Raw genomic sequence first — 19,843 nt, forward strand, 5'->3', positions numbered from 1 at the left:
GGGCGCCGCCGTCGGGGCCCAGGGCGCGCGTGAACACGGTGTGAGGGTCGGCGTCGAGTTCGCCCATCTCACCGGTGGTGGTGTCGGCGTACTCGATGGCGACGCGGCCGCCGTCGCGGCGGGTCCCGGTGATCGCCACCGTGGCCGGGGTGCCGTCGAGGTCCAGGACGATGACGTCGCCGTCCTTGAGGTCCGCGGCCGTCGGCTCGTCGATCCCGGTCACGGGGGCCGTGGCCGGATCGTCGTCGCGGACTTCGCCGGTTACCCGCAGGTCGCCGGCGCTGCGGGTGATCTTTCCCTGGGCGGTGGCGATGGTGACCTGGTCACCGTCGATGTTGTCGACGGGGCCGAGGAGTGCACCGTCGGTGTCGGCGACCACAGCGTCCGGGCGGACCTGCTGGCCGTCTGCCGTCCATCCGTCCGGGCGGGCGCTGTTGGTCACCGCGAGGGTGGACGGGCTGACGCCGTCTTCCTCGTCGTCGTCCCAGCGCACCGACACGGTGCTGTCGGTGGCACCAGTGACGGTGCCTTCCTGCGTGCGGATCCCCCGTACGCCGGTGACCGTGCTGCCCGGGAACAGGGCACGGCCGTTACGGTCCGTCGGGACCCGCTCCGGCAGGGCCCCGGCCCGCACCGTGTTCTGGGCGCCGCTGGCCGGCGAGCCGGGCACGACGTCGTCCGGTGTGGCGGCGCGCGCCGCCGCGGCGTTGAGGCTCGTGTAGACGTTGCCGGAAGCGCCGGTGCCGTCCGGGTTCTCGGTGACCCACGTACGCCACATCTGCTCGGTGCGGCCCTGGCGGGTGACGTCCACGCGCACGGGCGCGGTGTAGACGTATCCGGCGCGCTGGAGCGGCTTGCCCTTCTTGGTGGTGCCGTCCATGCGGACCATGTCGCCGGGCGTCAGGTCCTCGACCCGGGCCCAGTGCGCGGGCTGACCGCCGACCGGGGCCGGCTCCGGGGTCGGCTCCGGAGCGGCCGGCGGGCGCGCCGTGGTCTCCGGGGTGCCTGCCGGCCTGTCGGGCGCGGGCGTGCGCGGGGACGGGGCGTCGCCGGTGTTCTGCTCGTCGCCGTCGCGGGGCCGCTCGCGGTCGCTGTCCGGGACGCCGAGCCCGTCGAGGAGACGGCCTGCCCAGAACGTGCGCGCGTCGAGGTCGGCGAGAACGTCGCTCTGTCCCTCACTCGTCAGTGTGCTGCGCAGCCAGGCGAAGTCCTCGCGTGCCTGCGCCAGGTCCTGGCGCAGGTCCCCGCTGGGGGACCGCTGGTCGCGGAAGGCGTCGACGGTGCCGGACAGTCGCTCGTAGCGGGCGCGGGCTTCCGGATCGCCGTGCAGGGATTCCGGTAGCCCGGGCAGGGCACGGGAGGTGCCCGCCAGGTGCACCATCACGGTGTCCCAGGCGTCGTCGCTGGGGTTCGTCGGGTCCTCGGGCCCGTTCTGCAGCGCCCGGACGACGAGGTTGGCGACGGCCGTGTCCCGGCTTCCGGAGCGGGTCGTCCGGTCCTGGTCCAGGCCGAGGAACGGAGTGGCGTCCCATACCGGGTCACGGTCCGGGAGCGAGTGGTTGATGTTGTGGATAGTGCCGATCTGCTGCCCGTCGAGCCACACGGACGCGGACTCGCCGTCCCCCTCGGGACGGACTTCCGCCTGGTCGGCGAACTCCAGCATCCGGTCGCGGCCGCCGAAGCGGAGCGCCGCGCTTTCCTCACTTTCGACGCGCCTGGGGTCGAACAGCGGTGCCGGGTGGACGTCGGCCGCCGTGAAGTCGGTGCTCTCCTCTTCCGAGGTTTCCTCGCCCCCGGCCGCGAGACGCCGCTCCTCCTCGTTCTGCTGTTCCAGCTGCAGATCCCTGCGGCGCTGTTCCTTCCACTCGTTGAAGGTGACCCGCCCGTTGGCGTCGAACCACTCGACCAGCTCTTCACTGGCGTACTTCCGCCACCGGTCGTTGGACATGCTCCCGCCGGAGAACAGCACAGACTCGCTGGGGACGCCGGCGCGGGGCCGGGAATACTCCCGCTTGAAGAAGTAGCCGTTCGTCGCTTCGTAGGCCTGACGGCGGCGTGCCTCGTCCCAGTCTTCGAACTCGGCCCACAGCACACGGTCCTTCTCCCGCTGCCGGTACTGCGGGTACGTGAGCCGGCCGTGACCGGGGCGACCGGACTCGTCGCCTTCGAACCAGACCCGCAGCTCCGGGGAGGCCAGTTCCAGCGCCCGCTTGTTGGTGTACTTGCGGTGCGAGAACACCTCCCGGGGATCGTGGCCGGCGGCCTCGGCCTCGGGACTGAGCATCCGCCCGCCGGTCTCCTGCAGCGCGGCCTGGAAACGCTCCTCGTCCAGGCGGTCGAACGAACGGCGCAGGTTGCCGGGGGTGGCCGGAGCGGGCCGCGTGACGTCGGTGTCACCGAAGCCGAGGGCTTCGTCCATGGCGCGGCCGCGGCGCTCGGCCTCGGCGGCATCCGCCGGCGGGGTGTCCGGCACAGCGGCGCGGATCCGCTCGTCGACGTAGCCGTCACGGCGGTCCATCTCCGCCATGACCCGCATCTCGTCCTCCGGGCCCAGACCCTGCCGGTAGGCGGCCTCGAGTTCCGGGTCGCTGAGGGTGGTGAGGTCCTCGGGCAGGTCGAAGGCGCCGTTGCGCTCCTGCTCGTAGTCGTCGTGCACCGCGCGGAGCGCCTGGGGAAGAGTGCGGCCTTCCCCATCACGCCATGCGGCGATGCTGGCCGGCCCCCACGGCTGGTGCCAGTCGAACGTGTCGCCGTTGCGGTCGGTGATCTCCTCGAACCGTCCGGCCAGCTCCCGCGCCACTTCGGGGTCGTCGGTGGCCAGGGTGATACCGGGCAGGTTCGTGCCGTTACGGGCCTGGACGAAGCGCCACACGGTGGTGCCGTCGTCCTGCTGCTCCGGGTACATCGCCAGGCCGCCCTCGGGCGACAGGGCGAGGCCCTCGCGGTCCGCGAGATCAGCGAGGTGGGCGCGCCGCTCGGGGGTGTCCTCGGCCGTGGTGAGGCCGTCGCCGTTCTTCCACGCGTTCCGCAGGGAGCCGACGTCGCGGTGCCGGGGGCGGGTCGCGCCCTCGCCCTCGCCCTCGTCGCCTCCGGTGCCGGTGCTGTCGGGGAAGTCGGGCAGGTTCAGGTGCGGCAGACCGGGGCCGCGCGGACCGCCGGGGCCGCCGTTGCCGTCCCTGCGGTTACGGCGCCGCCGCCGACGCCGGCGCTCCTCGTCGTCCTCCTCGTCCTCACTGTTCTCGGGAGCGTCCTGCTCGTCGTCGTTCGGTCGGTCGCCGTCGTTCTCGCCGTCACTGTCGGGGGTGTCGGGGGTGTCTGCGCCACCGCCCTCGGGCGCCTCGTCAGGACCGGCGCCGTCCGGGTCCGGGTCGGTGTCCCGATGCCGGCGGCCCTCCTCCTCGTCGCGGCGGCCCTCGTCCTCGTCGCGGCGGTCATCGTCCTCGCCACGAGCGATGCGAGCGGCTTGTCGGAACAGCTCTGCCGCGCGCTCACCACGGGGGCCGCCCAGCTCGTACATCTCCGCGAGGGAGTCCAGCCGATCGGCGATGTCGCGCAGTTCGGCGTCCGGGGCGTCGGAGTTCTCGACCTGGTCCATGGCGTCGGCCAGCTCACGGATCTCGGGCAGCGCGTCACCGCCGGCGCGGTCGAGGGCGCGGCCGACCAGATCGGACATGCGGTCGGTGCGGTCCTTGATGGTGCTGCCGTCGCTGTCCGGGGTGCTCTCCGGCTCGTCGACGTCGGGGGTGTTGGACTCGGCGGTGTCGTTCTCGGGGATCTCCTCGTCCGGGTAGCGCAGGCGTACCTCGGCGTCGGCGTTGTAGAAGCGCTCCTCACCATCGCTGGTGACGATGCGGGTCCGGCCCCGGGAGGTCTTGACCGGGGGTTCGGCGACGGTGTGCGTGCGGCCGTCGGCGTCGGTGTACCGGTCTCCCGTCTCGAGGTCGGCGGCGTTGCGCATGCGCGCGGGGCGCAGGTCGCTGGTGTCGCGGCCTTCGGCATCGGCGAACATGTCCGGCGTGCCAAAGGCGTCAGCAGGCCGGTCCTCGGGGTTGTTCACGTCCGCGGCGCTGTTCGCCTGCGGGGTGGTCGCCACGTCGTCGAAGAGGCTACCGGGCTCTGCGGTGGGCTGCTTCGGCTTCGAGGTTTCCTCGCGCTTCGGGGCACGGCCGGCGCGGCGGGCCTCTTCGGCTTCGAGGACCTGCAGGCGCGTGCGGTCGACGCCGGGCAGCTCCCCGCCGTTGGCCATTTCGCGGCCCATCAATTCCACGATCTCGTCGCGGATCTCCTCGTTGGTCATCGACGAGGGGGCCTTGGATCCCTCGGGACGTACGGCGTCGAGCTGGGTAGAGACCTGGTCCGGGGACAGCGTCACCGTGCCGTTGTCCTCCGGAGCGGCGTCAGCGTCGCCCTGGTCGCCGTCCTCGTCGTCGCCGAGGTCGCCGGTGCTCGGGGCGTCGGCCGGCGGCTCGTCACCTCCTCCGTTGCCGCTGCTGCCGGTTTCCGGGGCCTCCGTCTCGTCGGTGTCCGGTGCGTCGCCGTCAGGGTCGGTGTCCCCCGTGGACGCGCTGTCGTCGTTGTTTTCCGGAGCGGTGGTCTCGGGGGCCGTGGCGGGTTCCGGGCGGATGCGTGCGAGGGCTTCGCGTACCTCGTCCTCGGAGAGACGGACGGTGTCGTCCTGCTCCGGCGCCGGGTTCTCCACGTCCCACTGTGCGAGGTCGGCGACGGCCTGGTCGACGGCGGCCTGCAGGGGCTCGCGTTCCTCGCGGCGCTCCTTTGCGATCGCCTCGCGGGCGTCCTTCTTGTACTTCTTCTTGTCGAGTTCGTCGGGGTCGATCTCGGGCTTCGCGTCGAGGTCGGTGATCCGGGCGACGATCTCCTCGAGCAGGTTCGACCGCTTCCGGGCGTGGTCGATCTGCGGGGAGAGGTCGGCGGCCGCGTGGGCGGACTGAAGCAGGGCTATCTGCTCGTCCAGGTCCGGTACCTTGGCCCGGTCCGATTCCTGGAGCGCGGGGGCCTTGTCGAGGGCGTTGCCGAGGCGGGTGATCATGCCCGATCCGGCGTTCTTCTTCTGCAGGTCCTCCACGGTTCGCGTGAACTCGGAGTGCCGAAGGTCTTCGAAGCCGACGTGCGCGACGAGCTTGCCGTTCGCGTCGCGCTCGGTACGGACGCCGAAGTCGAGGCCGCGGAACTGGCCGAGAGTGTGCCAGTCGCTCAGGCCCTCACGGTCGTGATCGAGGAGACGGCGGGTGATCTCCCGGTGCAGGGCCTTGCCGGCGTCGGAGCGCTCGCTGTACGGGGAGCCGCCGAGGGTCATGCGGAACTGGTCGCCTGCCTCCTGGATGCGGGGCAGGGCCTGCTCGCGGCGCTGGATACCGTCGCGGGTGGCCTGGGCCTCCTGGCGCAGCGCCTCGAGGGCTTCGGCACGGCGGATACGCTCCGCGGCCTCGTTGTGCTGGTCGATCTCCAGGTCCTTGAGACGGCGGCGGGCCTTCATGAGCTGACTCATGTAGGGGTTGCCGCCGATCTCGGCTTCCATGGTCTCGTAGTCGAACTCGCCGCCGTCGATCTCCTGGACGACGTCGCTGGAGTCGCCGTCCTCCGGCTCGGGCCTCTGGATGTCGACCAAGCCCTCGGCCTTGGCTGCGACGAAACCGGCCTTCCAGCCGTCCATGGAGCCCTTGGTCGCGACGATGTCGATCTCGACCTCGGGGTTCATGTTGCCGTAGCGCAAGATGCGGCCGTTGCGCTGCTCCATCTGCGCGGCACCCCAGTCGAGGTCCACGTGCGTCAGGGAGATCATGCGGGCCTGGGCGTTCATGCCCGTACCGGCGACGGCGCTGGAGCCGATCAGGACCGCGATTTCACCTTCGCGTGCCTGCCGGAACAGTTCTGTCATGTCTTCGGGCTTGCCGGACTTCTTGGCGTCCTGGACAAACTTGATCTTGTCCTCGGGGACACCGCCCGCGACCATGAGCTGCTTGAGCTCGGCGTACGCGTCGAAGCCGCCCTTGTTGTTGCTGTCGGGGACGCCTTCGTTCAGGAAGATCATCTGAAGGGCGCCGGGAACGGGGTGGTCCTCGTCGCTGCCGTACGCGACCTTGTAGGTCCGGTCCTTGGTGGCGTGGTACCGCTCGATGTGCCGGTCCGCGACGGCCTTGAGCTTGTTGCCCGCAGGTGCGTTTCCGTCGATGAGCCGCGGGTCCAAGGCCACGCTGGTGCCCTCGTTGGACACCGTGAGCATGTTGTCGTCGGCCAGCTCGCCCCGACGGGTACGAATCTTCTGGGGCTCGCCGTTGTGGATGTCACGGCCGCGGGCGACGAGTCCCTTGAGGCGCTTCTTCTGGTCGGGCGTTGCGTCGACCAAGATCAGGTTGGGGGCGCCGCCCTTGATCTTCGGCCGGGGGATACCGACGTCGTCGGCGCGCTTGGTGTCCGCGACCAGGCCCCACATGGTCTTCATGGCGCGCTTGTTGTGGAACTCGGAGAACCGCTCCACGACGCGGAGGCCGGAGCCGTCGGGGGCGTTCTCGATACGCAGGGTCTTGCGACCGAAGGTGTTGGCCCACAGGTCCGGGGCGCCGGCCTTGTAGGAGTCCAGCACCCACGGCGCCGCGAACTGCAGCATGGTGAACTGCTCGCTGATGCTGTTGGACAGCGGCGTGCCGGTGGCGAGCGTGATCGTGGCCCGGCCCCGTCGGCGGCGGTGCAGGTCGGTGGTCTTCTGATGCAGGTCGACGCCGCGGAGGGACGCCGGATCGCCGCCTGCCTCCTTGGAGCGGAAGCCGACGCCCTTGTACCGGTGGGCCTCGTCGACGACGAAGTAGTCGAAGCCGAGGTCGTCCCAGTACAGCGCGCCCGGCCGCCGCATCTCGGCGGCGTTCTTGTTGATGTTCTTCTGGACCGTCGCGATGCGCTGCTCGATCTTCGCGACGATGAACGGGTGGTTCGGGTTGTCGGAGTCCTCGTACTGGCGGTCGAGCTGCTCGCGCAGCGCCTCCAACTCCCGGAACTCGTACTCGTCCTGAGCCTCCGGGCTCATCTTGATCGAGCCGAACGCCTCTTCGGTGAAGATGACCAGGTCCGGCTTGTTGGCGCGCAGCCACTCCAGCGTGCTGCCGCGGCGGTCGCCGGCCAGGTCCGCCGAGGTGATCAGGTGGATATCAGCGTTCGGATACAGGTACCGGGCCTCGTCCGCCCACTGCTTGGCCAGGTGGTTGGGGACCACGGCCATCGGCTTGTCGATCTGCCCGGACGCCTTGAGGGCCTGGGTGCCCATGACGAGCGTCGACGTCTTGCCGAGACCCACCTCGTGGGCGAGGATCACGCCCCGCTCGAACTGCATACGGGCCGCACCGGAGCGCTGCCAGGCGTGCGGGTCCCGGTCGGGGGTGAAGCCCTCGAGCGTGGGCGACATGCCCTCGTACGAACGGACGACGTGCCCGTTCATGATGCGGTTGTACGACTCGGTGAGGACACTCAGCCGCTCGGCGTTCGCCGTGGCGTACTTGGCGAACTCGGCCCGCATCTGGTCGGCCTTCTGCCGGATCAGGCGGGAGGTCGTCTCGTCGACTTCCTTGCGCTTGTCGTCCTCGTAGACGGTCAGCGAGCCGAAACCGAGGAGGGCGCGGGCGATCTCTACGGCGTTCTTGCCCTTGTTGCCCTTGATGCCCTTGTCCGGGTTGGGCTTTACGGCCGGGACGCCGTACATGAGGTTGTTGGCCTCGGGCACCTTGCCGGTGTTGAGGATCCAGCCGTACCGGTCGTCGTGGGCGACGCGGAGGGTGCGGTCGCCCAGGTACTCGCGCAGGAAGCCCTGCAGCAGCTCCGGCGGCGTCCAGTGGGCGCCCATCTCCGGGGTGAACTGGCCGATGGTGCGGTCCGGGGGCTGTACGGCCTCCAGCGCGGCCACGTTGACCGCGTACGCCGGGTCCTTCTCGGCGGCCTTGCGGGCGGCGGCGAGTTTGTCGCGGACGGCTCCGGAGAGGTAGGCGCCGGCCAGTTCGAGGCGGCCGGTGGCCGGGTCGGTGAAGACCTCGCTGCCGAGCCGCTTCAGCGCCTCGGGCTCGTCGACCTCCAGGAGCCGCGCGACCTCACCGAGATCCACCTCGCCCTTGGCGGCGACGACCGCGGCCAGGGCCGCCTTCGGGTCGCTGGTCGAGGAGAGCGGCTGCCGGCGTGCGGCGGCACGCTCGGTGAAGACACGCGAGAGGACCGGCTCGCCCTTGTCGGCGTCCCACCGCTCCAGCGCGAGGACCGCCCCGGCGTCCGGGTCGGCCCGGAAGTAGCCCCACGCCGTCGGCACACCGTTCTTGGTGCGGTGCTGGCCGGGCTTGGACAGCGGCCCGTACTTCTCGACGTACGCGGCGTGCAGGTCCCGCAGCTCGGCGCGCAGGGCCTCGGCGCGTTCCTCCTCGTCGTTCTTCCGGTCCAGTTCGCGCAGCTCGGCGGCGACGTCACGGAGCTGCACCAGGTCGCGAAGCTGCTCGGTGTTGCCGTCGCCCGGCTCCAGGAGCACGGGTTCGGCACCGTTGACGTGCTGGTAGAACTGGCCGTCGTCGCCCTCGTACAGGCGGCCGGACCAGTCGTTGGCGTGCTTCTCGCGGGCGGTCTGGAGCTGCACCGGGGGACGGTCGTCGCCATCGGGGTGCGGCTCGTAGCCGCGGCCGTCGGCCTTCGCCTTGGCGGCGATGTCGGCGAGTGCGGCACGGAGCTGCTCGGCGGCCTTCGCCGGGTCGCCCTTGACGGTCGGCTGCGGCCCGTACTGGGTGGATTCGGTGGTGAGCGTGCCGAGAATGTGCTCGGGGTGCTCGTCGAAGTAGGCGTTGATGTGGTGCGGCGTGCCGTTGATGTCCCGTTCGGGGGCGTCCAGCCATGACGTGTCGGCCGGTTCGGTGCCGTCCTCGCGGCGGCGGAACACCAGGACGTCGGTGGTGACACCGGTGCCGGCGTCGTTGAAGACGCCGGAGGGCAGACGGACGGCGCCGATCAGGTCGCCGTACTTGGCCATTCGCCGGCGGGCCTTGTTGCCCTTGGAGTCCAGCGTCTGGCGGGAGGTGATGACGGCGGTGATGCCGCCGGGTCGAACGAGGGCGATCTCCTTGGTGACGAACCCGTTGTGGAGGTTCTCCGCCGGGTACCGCTTGTCGTCGAACGGGGCCTGGGCGAAGGGCACGTTGCCGATCGCCGCGTCAAAGGTGCCCGGCCGGGCGTCGGTCTCCGCGAAGGACTCGTTGAGGACGTTGGCGTGCGGGTAGATCGCCTGCGCGATCCGGGCCGTGGTCGGGTCCAGTTCGACACCGGTCAGGCGCGCCCCGTCGGGGGCGACACCGAAGAACGTGCCCGCGCCGGAACCGGCCTCGAGGACGTCACCGCGGTCGAAACCGAACTCGCGCAGGCCCTCCCACATCGCCTCGGCGATAGGCTGCGGCGTGTAGTGCATGGACAGCACGCCGCGGGACGCCTGCCGGAACTCCACGGGGGTGAGCACGCGCTGCAGTTCGCTGCGGATGTCGCTGTACTCGGACCACCGCTCGTGGTCCTTCTCGAACTTGCCTTCACGGGTGCCGCCCTGCTGGTAGCGGGGCTCCTTCGCGTTGGGCTCGTTGGCGAAGATGATCGGCACGGAGCCCCAGCCGGACCAGCGGGCGAGGATGCGCTTCTCCTCGTCGGTGGCCGGCCGGTTCTCGACCTCCAGCGTCTTGAGGACGCGGATCGCCTCAACGTTCGCGACCGCACGCGCGCGATGGCCCTTCGGCGCGTTGGCCGGGTCCGGCCGGAACCGCGTTACGCGTCGTACATCAGGTCCCGGATCTCCTGCAGGTGCTGCTCCATCGCCGTCTGCTCCGGCGCCTTCTCCGCCCCCGGCTCCGGCTCCGGCAGAAGCTCCGCCAGGACCATCGCCGTCGCGTCCGCCCTGATCTGCCTGTGCCTGCCGGCCGCCTCCTGATAGCCCGTCGGCTCCGGCACCGTCTTCTCCAGCGCCTCCTCGGCCACCAGAATCTGCGTCTCGATCTCCCGAGCCTTCGCCTCCACGAACGCCTCCGGATCGGCCATCGCCGCCCACTCCTTGGGCCGGTGCGTCGCCCAGTGCTCCCGAACCATCGGGCTGAACATGTTCATCGTCGCCTCCCAGCGCCTCACGGAGCGCAGCCCTCTGGGCCTCTGCCTCCTCACGGGACATGACCTTCTGGTCGTCGTTCCCGCCATTGTCGCGGACCTGCGCGCGCCGCGCCTCGATCGCGTGCAGAGCCACGTTGATGGACGCCAGACGCGTCTTGGCCTTCTGCCGGTCCGAGCTGTCCGCGTCACGGTCCGTGGACCGTACGGCCATCTCCCGGGACAGTTCCTCCGTCACCCGGTTGAACTCGGCGAGAAGCCCCTCGGGAACCCACAGGTTCCGGCCCTTGATGTTGCGGCCCTTCTTGCCGTCCGGGACCAGCGGGTTCACGCCGTCGTCCCAGCCGTACCGGTCCTCGAACAGGCTGTAGAGGTACTGCCGTTCCTGACTCGCGCTGGCCAGCCGGTCCTTCATGCGCTCGCTCTGGTACAGCTCCACGAACATCTTCGGGACGAAGACCTTCTGCGCGGTGCCCCAGGTGCGCTCACCGCGGGTGTCGGGGTCGTTGTCGTACGCCCGGACCAGTGCCGCCAGGGCAGCCGCCCGGGAGGTGTAGACCGTGTTGTCGTGGTCCCAGGAATTCTTGCCCCAGGTCCATCCGGGCTCGCGCTTTTGGTACCCGTTCGTGTCGGCCCGGAAGTCGACGTAGCCGTACCCGCCGCGGCCGTCGACGCGGATCTTGTCGTTGGCGTCCGGGTTGTCGATACGGGCGAGGAGCTGCGCAACCTCCGGCGTGGTGTCGCGTCGGTTCTGCTCCTCCTCCAGCGCGGCCACGCGTTCCTTACGGACCGCCTTGATGTCGTCCGTCTCGTCGTACGACGAACGGACACGGCGCAGTTCCAGGTACTCCGCGGCCAGGTCTTCCGCGCTCAGGTTCTCGGGGGCCTCCCGGTCGGTGATGGCCCGCTTCTTCCGCTCGCGGCGCTCCCGCTTGAGGTCCTCCAGACGTCCCTCGAGGACCTGCTGCGCCTCCGGCGGTGCCTTGCGGAAGTCCCGCCGGAGCAGGTCGTTGTACTCGCTGGACAGCTCGTCGTCGGTGAGGTCAGCGACCGGCGGGCGGTCGGCGATCTGTTCGGCGCGGCGGCGCTGCTGCTCGCCGACGATGGCGTCGTGCCGGGCCTGCAGGGCCTGTCGTATGCCCTGTTCCGCCTCGTGGTCGTCACCGGCGGCCTGGTGCATGCGGACGCGGTCGGCGATGGTCTCCCGGGCGCTCGCCAGGTCGTTCGCGGCCATCGTCGTGAGGTCGGTGTCATCGTCGACGAGGGCCTGCGAGCGGCGGCGGCGTTCGCCGTAGACGGCCCGCTCGACGTCGTTGGCCGGCTCGCCCCTGCGGGTGCCGTACGTGCCGCGTTCCCTCTGGGACTCCGCGATGCGGGCCTCGATGTCGGCGTCGCTGAGCGAGGTGGCGTCCCGGGCGGCGGCCGCGTCCCGTTCCTGCCGGCGGCGCTTCAGCTCCTCGTCGATCAGCTCTACTTCTGCCTCTGCACGCTCGCGGGCAGCGTGGGAACGGGAACGGTGGGAGGTCATCACCCGCTCGTTCCGCATCTGCTGGAGACGGGCGTCGTCCACCGCGGCGATGGTCTTGCGCAGCGCCTCGGTCTCATCGACCGCACCGCCGGGCGCGTCAGGGGTGCCTGCCGCGGTCTCGTCGGTGACGTGGATGTTGCGGCCCTGCTCGGTGAGCTTGGACAGGACCTCGCTGATCCGCTCGTCCCGAGTCCCCTCGGTCATGGTCGACATCGTCGAGTGGGCCTGCATGGTCCGGTTCCACATGATGGCGCGGGTCGAGCCGACTGCCTCGTGGTCGCGGTCGTCACCCTTGACGGTGCCGCGGAACACCATGACCCTCTTGCCCTTGTGCACGGTCCACGCCGCGGTGATGCGGTCACGCTGGTCTGGGTTCTGGGCCGCGAGGTGCAGACGGGCCATGACCGCTGCGCCCTGCTTCGGGTACTGCGAGATGGGGACGGTGACGCCGTCGATGTTCGCCTTCGGCGGGTAGCCCCGCTCGCTGGTCGCAGCGACCTGCCCGTCCGGGCCGTACAGAGTGATCGAGCCGCCGTCGTTGACGTAGTGGTAGCCGTCCACGCCTTCGACGGGCTCGGCGCCCTCCGGCAGAGCAGGTGCCGGCTGCGGCTGCGTTGCCGGGTCTGGCGTGTTCTGCGCCGTGTCGGGGGACGGGGCGTCCTGCGGGGCCGGGGTGCCCTGGCTGTTCTCCTTCTCCCGCTCGCCGAGGAGCTGGTCGACGACCTCGCGGATGTTCTTGTTGTCGTCGGACCGCCACTTGGTGATGGCGCCCTGGGCCAGGTCGAGCGGCTTACCGTCCTGCCCCTTGATGTCGGTGGTGACCAGCAGCCGGGCGAAACGCTGCGCGTCCTGCTGCGTCTCGAAACGAGGGTGCAGGGTGTAGCCGCTGCCGGTGCCGGTAAGACGCCAGTTGCCGTCAGTGTCGCGCCGGGTGACGAGCTGGCCCTGGCCGACCAGCTTGAGCCGGTCATCGTTGATCAGGGTGTTCAGCATCTGCACGGCGTTCTGCACCGACGGACCGCCCTGGCTCAGGCGGTCGCGCATGTTCGTCCAGTGCGCGCGGACGTCCTGCACGGTGGTGAAGCGGCGCCCATTCGCCGCGGGGGCGGCAGAGGAGGAGGCGGCCGGCTTCGGAGCCGTGTCCGGGACCGTGCCGTCGAACTCCTTTCGGGCCCGCTGGATGGCGCCCTGGATGTTCTCGCCCTTGGTGGAGCGCCAGCTGCGGGCGGCGGCGTCGGCCTGCGGGTCGGAGAAATCGAACGGCTCGTTGAACTTGGTGATCTGGCCGTTGACCGCGGTCTTGTCGAGGTGCTCGACGAACCGCTCGGCGTCCTGGAGGCTGTCGAAGTCACCGGCAGTATCGACGCGCTGGCCGGTGCCGGTGGCGGTCAGGAAGAAGCGGCCGTTCCTCTCGTCGCGGAGGATCGCGAGCCGGCCGGACGGGGTGGTCTGCAGGTCGTCGTCGTACGCCACCGAACGCAGGAAGGCGGCCATGCCCTCGCTCGTGCCGGGCTGCTCGGCGAGCTGCGTGAAGTGACGGCGGACGGCGGCGGTGTCCTTGTGCCGGGCTCCAGAGGCGTGCTGCTGGTTCGGGAGGGCGTCGACGTGGACCGGGAGAGAGCCGTCCTCGGGCTCGTCCTGGTCGTCATCGTCGTCGGGGCCGTCACCGTCGTCGGGGCCGATCGGACGGCCCCGGTCGTCCTGGTCGTGCGGATCGTTCGGGGTGTCCGGGTCGCCGTCGTCGTCGTGGACCACGCCGTTGCCGCGCCGCGGGTCCACGCGGCGCTTCTCGTCCTCGGCTGCGACCTTGTCCTCGTCGTCGGTGGGTGCGCTGCCGTCGGGGCGGGTGACCATGCTGACCCACTTGGCGCTGGTGGTGTGCCGGCGCCCGCGGAACTCGTTCGGGCCGCTCTGGTCCTGGACCAGGATGCGGTCGTGCGGAAGTGCGCGGATGACGCGCGCGAGCTTGCCGCCCCAGGTCCTGACCACACCACCGGTCTCGATGAACCGGCCCTTACTGTCGCGGGGGTGCAGAGCAGGGTTCCATGGCCGTCGCGTGACCTTGACCTCGAGACCGCGGTTCAGGTCCTGCGACTCAGCCTGTGCAGTGGGGCGATTCAGCATGCCGGGGACCATGCACACCGCGGGGGGTTAGTGTCGCGCCCTGGGATGCAGGCGCGACACCGCGGCGGGGCCTACATGGTTTCGGTGAGGATGTGGATGGCGAACCAGCCGGAGAATCCGAACCAGCCGACGGCGAAGACGGCTCGGCCGGCCTTGCTGGTGCGGGTGCGGAACAGGCGGCGGAAGTTCTCGGAGAGCGTGTCGCCGTCGCGTCGGTTGGCGAGAGCGATGGTCTCGAAGACGGCGAACAGTACGCTCCAGGCGATCCAGATAGCGGCCCACATGGCGGGTTACTCCTTTGGCTGGGGAAGAGGGCGGGGGCCGGTGCCGTCGTAGGGGGCGGCGTGGCCGGCGTCGATCAGGTCGGTGTTCAGGCAGGCGCCGTCGGTGGTCGTGATGGTGGCGAGCCAGCGGCCGTACTTCTCCTTGCGGTGGGTCTCCACGACGAGGCCGGGGCCGTGCTCGGCGAGCCAGTCGGTGGCCCAGGCGATGGCGGCCTTGCCTTCCGCGGTGTTCTTCTCCGGGGTGTTCAGGCCCAGGAGCCGGACGCGCTGGCGGATGCTGATGCCGAACCCGAGGTCGATGGCCAGGTCGTAGGTGTCGGCGTCCACCGTCCGCTCGAGGGCGGCGGGGTAGGTGTTCACGTCACCTCACCTCCTTGTCGGTGGCGTAGTGGAGACGGCAGCGGCAGTTGATCGTGAGGGCGATGGGGGCGAACGGGTCGCCGGGGTAGCGGAGGCTGGCCCCGTCGACGGTGTACGGGGTGCCGACGGGCAGTGTCTTGCCGTGCAGAGCCTTGTGGGCGGGCCGTACACGGTCGTCTCCGCGGGTGACCCACGTCCGGACGACGTCCGGGCCGGCGTGCTCGGCGGCGGCGTCGGCGGCGCCGTTGATGGTCGCGACGGCGCACGCCTCGGCGATGCGTGCGATCAGGGCGGGCCCGGCGGACGCGTAGAAGCGGGTGACGGCGTCCTCAAGGTCCCCGATGCTTTCGGCGTCGTGCTGGGCTTCACGGAGGACTTCGGCCAGTTCGGCGAGGAAGACGGTCACGGCCTCGCCGGCGTACGCCGCGGTGACGATGGCGGCCGCGGCCGCCGCCGGGGGAACCGTGTCCGTGCTGGTGAGGGCCTGGCCGACCTTGCGGGCGGTGGCGACGGCTGCCTGCTGGAGGATCGGCGCCAGGGTGCGGCTGGTCTCCTCTGCCCAGCGGGCGGCGCTGACGACACGGTCCTGGTCGAGGTCGGCGTCGACGTGCCGGGTGTCGTTGTCGTTCTCCGGCTCCCAGTACCGGGTGTACTTGCGGATCTTCGGGGCGCGGAGCCGGGCGAGGACAACGCCTTCCTGTCGGGCCAGGAGCGCGGTGATGGCCGCGGCCACGGCCATGGACAGGGCGTCGAAGTCGTCGTCGGTGACTTCGTATCCGTCGTCCTCGGGCAGGGCCTTGGTCTCGACGGGTGCGCGGGCGGCCGCCACGTCGTCGGCAGCGTCCCCGGGGAGCGCGGCCTCTTGGGTGGCGCGGGCGCGGGCGACGTCGTCGGCGGCCCCGCCGGGCCCCTGACCGGTGTCGGTGGCGCGGGCGGCGGCGACTGCGTCGGCGGCCGTCTCCGCTGTGCCGGCGGGCAGGGCGAGGGGGCCTCCGGCGCGGGCGGCGGCCACGTCTGCCGCAGCGCTCGGGCCGGAGCCGAGAGCGCGAGCGGCGGCCACGTCGGCGGCCGCGGTCTCCAGGGCGGTGCCTTCGGGGAGCGGAGCACCGCTGGGGGCGGCTCCGGACATGTCTGCGGCGGCCGGGTCGGGGCCGAGCCCCAGCGCGGCGGCGTCCTGCGGGTTGGCAGGCACAGGGGCCTTCTGCGGGGAGATCCACAGGGCCCTGGATTGCGGGACGCCGAACGCGGCACGGCCCGCGATCTCGCGGTACTCGTCGATGGTGATGAGGCCGGCCTCGAACTCCTTGCGGGCTTCCTCGCGGGCCTGGCGGCGGGGGAACTCCAGTGCCTGAACGCTGGAGGTGTCGAAGCGGACGATCCACTCGTCATCCAGGTCCGGGTCGAAACCGGACGCGATCAGGTTGAGGTGGGGCAGTTCCGTGTGGGCCCAGAAGTTCCACTCTTCGCGGTCGGCGTTCGCGTAGGTGCGCTCCGAGGCGTTGCCGACGATGGACTCCGGGACACCGAACGCGGCGAGGATCTCGCCCTTGGAGGTGTTGGACAGCGTCTCGTAGGCCATCTCCCGGGGCCGGGCGGACGTGTCGACGTAGGTCACGCCGCCGGGGCCGGTGCCGACGAGGGTGAGCTGGCCGGCGTTGTGCGCGCCTGGGGCCAGACGGCTCTGGATGCGGTCGACCTCGCGCGGGTCCACGCCGTCCAGGTCGATACCGACGATGCCGCCCGGCCGGCCGTCATTGTCGATGAAGCTGATGTTGTAGGTGCGGGCCTTGACGTCCAAGTCGATGGACAGGCCCGCCGCCTCGAGCGGAGTGACGCCACAGAACGGATCGGTGGGGTGGGGGTCCCTGATCCAGATGACGTGCTCGGGCAGCAGCTCCCGCACGTGCCCGCTGTAGTCCGTGAACTCGAAATGCTTGACGTAGTCGGCGTTCCGGTCGTCCGGGATGATCTGGACGCGGTCCGGGGGCAGCAGGTCGAGACGGACGAGGACACCGCCCCGGGAGTACGTCTTCTCGATGAACACGCCCTTCTTGGACAGCAAGAGCTGCGCGCTCAGCCGCTTCTTGAAGACGTCGCCGCTCTCCAGCGGGTTCGCCTTCTTGTTGAGGAGCTTCAGCAGCGGATGGTCGTCGAGGGTCTGCTCGAAGCGGCGTTCGTCCCCGCCGCGTCCGATCTGGATCGGGAGCGTGCTGGCGTGCTTGCTGATCGCCTCGACGGACTTGAAGGTCCAGATGGACCGTTCGTAACCCTCAACGATGACGCGTTCCATGTCCCAGCCGTCCGCGCGGCCGGGCGTCCCCCACACGTTGGTCACGCCGGCGTACGTCATCGAGACGTAGCCGGTGCCCGTGAGGAGGTTCTTCGTCTCCACGGGCGGCGGTGAAGAGGGAGCGGCAGCGCGCGGGACGAGGAGGCCGCGGAGGGTGGGGAGGAACTGGCGGGGCATCATCAGGCAGCCTCCTCGGCTTCGGGCTCACGGGTGGTGAGCCACAGGCCGGCGAGGACTGCTGCGAGAGAGACGCTGATCCAGCCCACAGGGACGCAGAGCGCGAAAGCGCAGCCGGTGAGGCCGCCGTACCCGGTGATGCAGACGGCGCCGCGGATGGCGTGCGCCCAGTGCGGCGCGTCGGGCTTCGGACGCGTGAGGATGCCCGCGGCAAGGAGGCCGGCCGCCGCAGCGGACAGCCCGGCCGCCCAGTGGAGTGCGCCCAACGCCACGAGGACGCCGAGCAGGCCGAACGCGGTGATGAACAGGCCGGCGGCTTCACGCGCGAGCGCCCAGGAGGTTCGCTGAGTAGTCACGCTGCGCACAGTGGACAGTGGGCGCAGCTAGTGTCGCGTGGTCAGCGCGGGGGCCGGGAAACACCCCCCACGTACGCCTCGATGCCGCGGCGCTGGATGCGGCCGCCGGGGACCACGCGAGCGTTCCTCGGGGGAACGGGGACTTTGCGTTTGGCGCGGGTGCTCTGGTCTCCGCCGATCAGGTGCCTGTTGTCGACCTTCGCGGCGCAGTCCTGGCCGGTGACCTCGTCGTAGGGGCGGCGGCAGCCCCGGCAGTACACCTCGAGGGCCTCGATGCGCTGCCCCTCGGTCGTCTTGAAGCTGCCCCGGTAGTCGGCGATGCTCGCGATCTTCGGGGTGACCTCGACCTCGGCGGCCACGACCCAGACGTGGGACAGGTCCCGCGCTTTCCCCTCGGCGGGCGGGGCGGGCGGTTCTTCTGGGGCGGACTCGTGCAGCGCCGTGGTGGCGTCTGCCTCCGCGGCCTCGTCTGCGGGCGCGGAGGCAGGGTCGGGCTCGAGCCAGGCGAAGAGACTCTCCTGCAGGTGAGAGCGGCCGGTCTCGGGCGGGAGGGGGGCTATCGCTGTCGTCACCGTTCCTCCGGAGGGCTGCGGGGTTGACGTAAAGCGTCAACCCCCTTCACAGCCCAAACGTCAACGGCCGCGATCTGTTACACCCTGCCCTCTACGCGGGCCTCTCCCAGCCGTGCACGGAGAACGGTTCGCCCTTGCGGTAGTGGGCGATTCCCAGCGCGTTGTACGGGACAGTGCTGTCCGGGAGGTGGTCGATCGCGTGCCAGGAAAGGCCCGCGCACTTGTGCGGTTCCATGTTCCGCGGCTCGCCCTCCCAGTGCCGTGCGGCGAAGAACCAGCCGATCCGGGGCTCACCTTCCGGGTTGCGGAAGTGCATGACGTGCACGATCCGCAGGGCGTCCCGCTCGATGACGATGCCGATCTCCTCCCGGGCCTCCCGGATCACGGCGTCGTACACGTCCTCGCCCTCGTCGAGCTTCCCGGAGGGCAGGTTCAGCATGCCGTCGGCGTAGCCGGTGCCCTGCCGCTCGGCAAGGCACACGGCGCCGCCGCGCTCCAGGATGAGCATCACGTCGTTCACGGGCTGTTGGGGCACTGTGCTTCGTCCTCCGACCGGTGGGGCGCTTGCCGGTAGGGGACTCTAGCCGGGATCAGACGGCGATCAGCCCCATGTCTCCAACGCGGCTCATCGCCCACTGGACACGCTCGGCGACCGTCAGGCCCGTGGGCATCTCCAGCATCGGTACGCCCGTGGCGCGGCACGCGTCGTAGATGGCCGTGTCGGACTCGTCCTGGATGCCGAGGACCTTCGCTCGCATCTGGTCGCCGCCGGCCTTCTGGTCGTAGCGGTCCCGGCAGTAGATGACCGCGTCGTAGGCGGTGGGCATCCAGGCGCGGCACAGGGCCTCGGCGGCTGCGAGGACGGGCGCTGTGCCCGGCTCGGTGGGGTCGAGGACCAGGCCCGCCAGGGCCAGGACGTTCGCGGGGGTCTTGTCGGTGATGAGGACCTGGTGGTGCCGGGCGGCGCGCAGGGGGACGGTGAAGTGCTGGGCGAACAGGTCCAGCTCTGCGACCAGGTCGAAGTTCCCTTTCTCGTGAAGGACGATCTCCTCCATGAACGGGCTGGTGCGGGCGGGCTCGCCGGTGCAGGCGACGCCGATGCTCTGCTCACGCAGGGCTGCGGTCAGCGCGTGGACGAACGTCGTTTTCCCTGCGGCCTGGGTGCCTTCGACGGCGATGACGCGGCACTCGCGGATGGGCATCGGTCCTCCAGGAGGTTGGTGAAGGTCGGGTTCTCCAGCCAGGCCCAGGCGCCGTGCGCTGCCTCGGCGAGGACCCGGTTGACGTTCAGGCCGGTGTCCGGCCGGCAGGCGAGTCCGGCGGTGAGGGCGGCGACGTAGGCCGTCGAGAGGGAGTGGCGCAGGTTCAGGACGCTGACACGCTCGCGGCCTTCGGACTCGCCGTCCTCGACCCACAGGCGGTGCCACGCCGGCATCGACTTCTTGAGAAGCTCGGGCTGGGTGACGTCGAGGCCGAGTTCGGCGCAGACGTCGACCAGCCGGCGGGACGTGCCCGTCAGGATGTGCCCCGCGTCATACCGGGTGTCCACGTAGTGGCTCGTGTCCGGCTCGGCGTCTCGACGCTGCCTCCACTGCTCACGCTCTCTCCGCAGGAGGGGAACGGCGTCCTGCGGCGCGTTGGCCTCCAGGACGGACAGGTCGGCACAGAACTGGTGGCCGGTGATGATGGTGGCCGTGCGGGCGGAGTTGGTGACGCACATCGCGGCGTGCCGCACGAGGTAGGGCATCTCGTCGGGTTCGTCGACGTAGAAGCTGGCCCACTCGAACGGGGCCTGCGACAGATCCGTGGTGCCGCCGAGGGGCAGATCGAGCCACACGGCGCTGTAGCAGAAGGGCCGCTGGCCGTTCTTGATCCGGTAGTTCTTGGTCCATTCCACGTCGATGGAGGCGATGCGTACGCTTCCCGAGCGGAGCGGCGGGAGTTCCATGGCCCGCGCGTCGGACATGCTGCTCTTGATGATCATTCGGATTGTTCCTGCCGTAGGACGGGGCCGCCCGGTGTGCACGGCCCCGTCG

General features: G+C 70.6%; 9 protein-coding genes. All 9 read right to left on the reverse strand.

The features are described from left to right. On the reverse strand, positions 1-13,768 hold a 13,768-nt coding region (locus tag ACFYOJ_RS27835; RefSeq protein ID WP_388598147.1), incomplete at its 3' end, for an SNF2-related protein. 71 nt (positions 13,769-13,839) lie between these two features. Then, positions 13,840-14,052, reverse strand: a complete 213-nt coding sequence (locus tag ACFYOJ_RS27840) for a hypothetical protein (RefSeq protein WP_356555680.1) — start codon at positions 14,050-14,052, stop codon at positions 13,840-13,842. Positions 14,053-14,058: 6 nt separating this feature from the next. Beyond that, complete coding sequence (locus tag ACFYOJ_RS27845; RefSeq protein WP_356555682.1) at positions 14,059-14,412, reverse strand: thermonuclease family protein; 354 nt, start codon at positions 14,410-14,412, stop codon at positions 14,059-14,061. A 1-nt stretch (position 14,413) separates the two neighbouring features. Next, positions 14,414-16,882 carry a phage portal protein gene (locus ACFYOJ_RS27850; RefSeq protein ID WP_356555684.1) on the reverse strand — a complete coding sequence of 823 codons (2,469 nt, stop codon included), beginning with the start codon at positions 16,880-16,882 and terminating at the stop codon, positions 14,414-14,416. Continuing rightward, a complete protein-coding gene (locus tag ACFYOJ_RS27855) occupies positions 16,882-17,235 on the reverse strand; it encodes a hypothetical protein (RefSeq protein ID WP_356555686.1) in 354 nt (117 codons plus the stop codon). Before ACFYOJ_RS27855 ends, ACFYOJ_RS27850 begins: the two co-directional genes overlap by 1 nt. Before the next feature lie 41 nt (positions 17,236-17,276). Continuing rightward, complete coding sequence (locus ACFYOJ_RS27860; RefSeq protein WP_356555688.1) at positions 17,277-17,807, reverse strand: hypothetical protein; 531 nt, start codon at positions 17,805-17,807, stop codon at positions 17,277-17,279. Positions 17,808-17,898: 91 nt separating this feature from the next. Beyond that, positions 17,899-18,342, reverse strand: coding sequence for an NUDIX domain-containing protein (locus ACFYOJ_RS27865; protein WP_356555689.1), 444 nt, complete (start codon positions 18,340-18,342; stop codon positions 17,899-17,901). 55 nt (positions 18,343-18,397) lie between these two features. Continuing rightward, positions 18,398-19,009: an AAA family ATPase gene (locus ACFYOJ_RS27870; RefSeq protein WP_356555691.1), complete on the reverse strand. Its 612-nt coding sequence runs from the start codon at positions 19,007-19,009 to the stop codon at positions 18,398-18,400. Next, positions 18,931-19,791, reverse strand: coding sequence for a hypothetical protein (locus tag ACFYOJ_RS27875; protein ID WP_356555693.1), 861 nt, complete (start codon positions 19,789-19,791; stop codon positions 18,931-18,933). Before ACFYOJ_RS27875 ends, ACFYOJ_RS27870 begins: the two co-directional genes overlap by 79 nt. Positions 19,792-19,843 lie beyond the last annotated feature (52 nt).

It is taken from the genome of Streptomyces sp. NPDC006384, assembly GCF_042870695.1.
Taxonomy (GTDB): domain Bacteria; phylum Actinomycetota; class Actinomycetes; order Streptomycetales; family Streptomycetaceae; genus Streptomyces.